General features: G+C 55.3%; 6 protein-coding genes. 3 read left to right on the forward strand and 3 right to left on the reverse strand.

Annotation, left to right across the window (positions count from 1 at the left end; all coding sequences use genetic code 11):
* The 3 genes from VNX88_14470 to VNX88_14480 form a co-directional block, all read left to right on the forward strand.
* A partial coding sequence (locus VNX88_14470) for a 3,4-dihydroxy-2-butanone-4-phosphate synthase (GenBank protein HWY69872.1) occupies window positions 1-329 on the forward strand: 329 nt, incomplete at its 5' end.
* Complete coding sequence (locus VNX88_14475) at window positions 326-1,078, forward strand: enoyl-CoA hydratase (GenBank protein ID HWY69873.1); 753 nt, start codon at window positions 326-328, stop codon at window positions 1,076-1,078. The genes VNX88_14470 and VNX88_14475, both read left to right, overlap by 4 nt.
* A 134-nt stretch (window positions 1,079-1,212) precedes the next feature.
* On the forward strand, window positions 1,213-1,854 hold the full coding sequence (locus tag VNX88_14480) for an ATP-binding protein (GenBank protein HWY69874.1): 642 nt from the start codon (window positions 1,213-1,215) through the stop codon (window positions 1,852-1,854).
* Between the two features lie 133 nt (window positions 1,855-1,987).
* On the opposite strand, the gene VNX88_14485 is transcribed toward VNX88_14480, so the two are convergent.
* The 3 genes from VNX88_14485 to VNX88_14495 form a co-directional block, all read right to left on the reverse strand.
* Window positions 1,988-2,167, reverse strand: coding sequence for a hypothetical protein (locus VNX88_14485; GenBank protein HWY69875.1), 180 nt, complete (start codon window positions 2,165-2,167; stop codon window positions 1,988-1,990).
* A gap of 106 nt (window positions 2,168-2,273) precedes the next feature.
* Window positions 2,274-3,764 carry an AMP-binding protein gene (locus tag VNX88_14490; GenBank protein HWY69876.1) on the reverse strand — a complete coding sequence of 497 codons (1,491 nt, stop codon included), beginning with the start codon at window positions 3,762-3,764 and terminating at the stop codon, window positions 2,274-2,276.
* A 49-nt stretch (window positions 3,765-3,813) separates the two neighbouring features.
* Window positions 3,814-4,291 (reverse strand): 3-hydroxyacyl-CoA dehydrogenase family protein (locus VNX88_14495; protein HWY69877.1); only part of this gene is annotated, 478 nt, incomplete at its 5' end.

A 4,291-nucleotide genomic window follows, 5' to 3' on the forward strand; every position in this document is an offset into this window, starting at 1 on the left:
GGCCCGATGGTGTTCTCGAAAGACGCGGCCAAACCGAAGCGTCTGTTGATCTCGCACGATTGGCAGGGCTGCATCACGCCGCAGTAATCTGCGAAATCATGAACCGCAATGGCAGCATGGCGCGCGGCTCCGATCTAGCAAAGTTCTGCTCAGAATATGGCTTCACGATGGTGACTGTAGCTCAACTCGTTCGCTACAGGCTCGAAACAGAATTAGACCAACCCCCCGGCCTGCATCCATCCGCGGCATATGAACACGGGCCGGTCTGGGAGAAATTATTGGACGAAGATCCGATGCACGTAAATTCAAGTACTGGAGACCGGAGATGAGTGACATTGTTACAGAACGCTCTGGAAACATCCTGAGCATCCAACTGAATCGCCCTGCAAAGAAGAACGCAATGACCTCGAGCATGTACATCACGATGGCGGAATTACTCAATCGAGCGGCAAAAGACGATCAGATACGCGTCGTGCTTTGGCATGGTGCGGGAAATTCGTTTAGTGCGGGCAATGATATCGAGGACTTTGTGAAAAACCCGCCAGGACCGGGCGAAAGTCCTCAGTCGCAATTGATCCACGCGTTGATCAATTTCGAGAAGCCTCTGGTCGCCGCCGTGCAAGGCGCAGCCATTGGGGGCGGAACGACCATGCTGGCTCACTGTGACTTCGTGTACGCAGGGGAGAGCGCGAAGTTCCAACTGCCTTTCGTAAACTTGGCGCTCGTGCCGGAATTTGGAAGCAGCTATTTGCTTCCATTGCGTTTCGGATATATCCGAGCAGCCGAGTTGATCCTGCTAGGTGGACCATTTGATGCCTCGCGGGCAGCGGAGCTTGGACTAGTCACACAGGTTGTGCCTGATCAGAGCCTTCTAGAGACAGCAACTGAAACGGCGCGCACTCTGGCTGCAAAGCCCGCCGCTGCGGTGCAGGCTTCCAAGCGGCTCATGAAGGGGACATTCCGTGAACAACTGGAGCAAGCTGTTAAATTCGAGAATCAGGTGTTTGCCGAACGAGTAAGGTCCGACGAGGCGAAGGAAGCATTCAGAGCGTTTTACGCGAAGCGCAAGCCGGCGTAGCTGGTTCGCAAGCAGTCGAACCCACAAAGTGCACGTTCGGCTCGCGGCAGCAACGAATCGGAATCTCGTTAAGATGGTAGCTCGGGAGTCAATTTCGCAGTGATCTGAAGTATCGTCTGAACGTCTTCCCAATCATGATCTCTGCCGCCGTCACCAGTGCCAACAGCTGCATTGAGTGGCTCGCACACGAACCGCCTAATCTTGATGGGGCCCGTGCGGCAGCCGCCAAAATCGACAAGTACGGGAATCGTGCGGCGGAGATCATCGACCGTATACGTTCGTTCTACAAGAAATCTCCTCATCAACGTGAGTTGGTCGACGTGAACGGAATTATCCAGGAAATGCTCACGCTGCTAAAAGGTGAGGCCGATCGATACTCGGTTGCCATGCGCACGGACCTTTCCGCCGAACTGCCTAAAATCATGGTAGACCCTGTGCAGCTGCAGCAGGTGTTCATGAATCTCGTGCTCAACGCGATCGAAGCCATGAAGGGCTCTGGCGGAGAGCTTAGGGTGAAGTCGCAACTGCAGGACGGTCAACTCCAGTTCTCGGTTAGCGACACGGGCGTGGGATTGCCAATGGAGAAGATGGATCAGATCTTTTCTGCGTTCTTTACCACCAAGCCGCAGGGCAGTGGCATGGGGTTGGCCATCAGCCGTTCCATTGTGGAGTCGCATGGCGGGCAGTTGTGGGGAAGCGCCAACAATGGAGACGGCGCAACTTTTCATTTCACCCTACCGATCCGGGTCACGGAGTCATCGCCCTTGGTTGCCTGAGACACCTCTTCGTTCCCTGACATTCGGACCTCAACCGCAGCGGGATCAGAAATACAGGAGATAGCAACGGCCGAAAAAGCTGCTAGCTTTCGCTCGCTAGGCTCCGATTTGAGCGTTTGTGCAAGAACGCGGTTCACTTCCGCTGCTTTTGGGCTCGCAGATTTTCAATCGTGCCGAGGTAAAACTCGTGAACGAGAGGATTTGTCTCCTTCAGCACATGCTCCAGCGCATCAAGCTTGATCTTGTGCTCTACCAATAGATCAACGACTCTGCTCAAGGTATTCGCTGGCGGGTGACCGGCGGTTTTGCTCATTTTTGTTCCCCTTTGTTCTGGGTTTTTGGTTTTCGCGTTCGTCTAAATGATCGTGAAGCTCAGGTCGCACGTACGCGCCCACGATCCTGATGAAGGCAATTTTGCGTCAGCTCACGGCACGCTGCTGATGCATCCAGAAACGCTCACGCAGAGTCTTCTTCAGTACTTTGCCGGAACTGTTCTTGGGCAGATCCGTCTCTGAAAACTCGACGCGCCTGGGAAGTTTATAAGTTGCGAGGCTTCGCCGGCAGAAAGCAATCAGATCGTCGGAGGTAAGAATTGCCCCTGGCTTCAAGACTACGCAAGCCATTACAAGCTCGCCCCATTGCGGATTGGGTACGCCGAAGACGGCTACTTCACGAACGGCAGGATGCCCGTAGATCACCGCTTCCACCTCTCCCGAATAAACGTTCTCACCGCCGGTAACAATCATGTCCTTTAGGCGGTCGAGAATGTAAAAATATCCCGCAGCGTCCTGATGGCCGATATCTCCCGTACGAAAGAATCCGTCGCAAAATGCTTCAGCGGTTTCTGCGGGATTGTTCCAATAGCCACGCATGACGTTGCCGCCGCGTGCGACCAGTTCGCCTGCCTGTCCCGGATCGACTTGTTTCCCTGAAGTGTCAGTCACCAGAAGATCGACACCGGGACAGGGCCGTCCGCAGGACATGAGCTTGTCTTCGGTGTGCTCCTGGTCCTGCAAGCCCGTGAGAAAACCTGTTTCACTCAACCCATACACCTGAATCAATTTGACATTCGGTAGCAGTCCCCGTGTCCGATGGACGAGTTCCGGCGCCATAGGTGAGCCGCCATACGCTAGCACCTGCAGGCTGCTCAAGTCATACTTTCTCGCGTCCAGGAATTGTGTGAGCAAATTGATCATCGTGGGCACAAGTACTGTGTGAGTCACATGCTCTCGTTCCACCGTCTCGCAGAAAGTCTGTGCGCTGAATTTCGGAATTGTGATTTGGCTGGCGCCGAATGCCGGGGCTGCGAACATGCTGGGAAAATCCGCGATGTGGAAGATCGGAGCGGCGTGGAGGTAGATCCCGCCTTCGGTATAGCGCATCCAGTAGTTGAAGTTGTGGACGTCAGCCAGGATATTGGCATGCGTCACCATGACGCCTTTTGGCTGCCCCGTCGTGCCGCTCGTGTAGATAAGGCCCAAAACTGCCTCGGGGTCGTAAAAGATCTTCGGAGCAGGGTCGCTGCGAATTGGAAGGGGTTCCTCGTCGACCAGCTGTTGCCAGCTCAACTGGACTCCAGGAACGGCGAGGGAGGAATGACGGATGATCCCACGCGGACGCGCATCTTCGAGCACTCCGTCGATCTCTTTAGTCGACAGGCGTGTGTTCAGGGGAACGGCGATCACGCCCAGCATGCTGCACGCATATACAAGTTCAATGTAGTCGGGCCCATTAGGCAGCAATAGAGCCAAGCGGTCTCCCACTCCAAAACCGTGGCCGGCGAGCGTTCCTGCGATACCTTCAACGCGAGTCTGGAGTTCTCGAAAGCTCAGGAGCCGGCCGTCACGAGCAAGCGCGGTTCGGCCGGGATAGAATCGCAACGCCCGGCCGAGAGAGTGAACGTAGATCATCTTCTGTTCTCATTTCCTGCCCTCCGCGCCACGCCTGAGGGAAACAGATTTAATCCGCGGCAGCGTTTGTCCCAGCGTGTGCGGCTTCCTCCCCTTTCGAGCGGGTCGTAAGCAATTCGAGCAACATACTGTCACGCTCCCGTTCGAGTTCTGCGATCGAACGGCCATTCGATTCCTTCAATACACCGCTGACAATGGTTTGCTTTACCTCGGGACTGAACTCAGTGATCGTGCCAAGATCTTTCCACCAGATGGCGACGGGGCCGGACAGGTGTTCCATGAAGTGTTGAATCCCGCCTTCACCGCCTGCGAGATGGAACAGCAGATTGGGACCCATTAAACCCCAACGTAATCCAGGTCCCCAGCAGACCGCGGCGTCGGAATCAGCGACATCCAGAACACCCTGTTCGATGAGGTACACGACTTCACGGTAGAGAGCAGCCTGAAGCCGGTTGGCAACATGGCCAACCACTTCCTTCCGCACGTGGATCGGCCGTTTGCCGATCGAGGTGTAGAAGGAGATGGTC

It is taken from the genome of Terriglobales bacterium (assembly GCA_035567895.1).
Lineage (GTDB): Bacteria > Acidobacteriota > Terriglobia > Terriglobales > Acidobacteriaceae > Gp1-AA112.

Bases quoted from the DNA above. Each gene is read 5' to 3' on its own strand.
- VNX88_14480 (HWY69874.1), top strand. From the start codon at position 1,213: ATGATCTCTGCCGCCGTCACCAGTGCCAACAGCTGCATTGAGTGGCTC.
- VNX88_14485 (HWY69875.1), bottom strand. From the start codon at position 2,167: ATGAGCAAAACCGCCGGTCACCCGCCAGCGAATACCTTGAGCAGAGTC.
- VNX88_14490 (HWY69876.1), bottom strand. From the start codon at position 3,764: ATGATCTACGTTCACTCTCTCGGCCGGGCGTTGCGATTCTATCCCGGC.
- VNX88_14475 (HWY69873.1), top strand. From the start codon at position 326: ATGAGTGACATTGTTACAGAACGCTCTGGAAACATCCTGAGCATCCAA.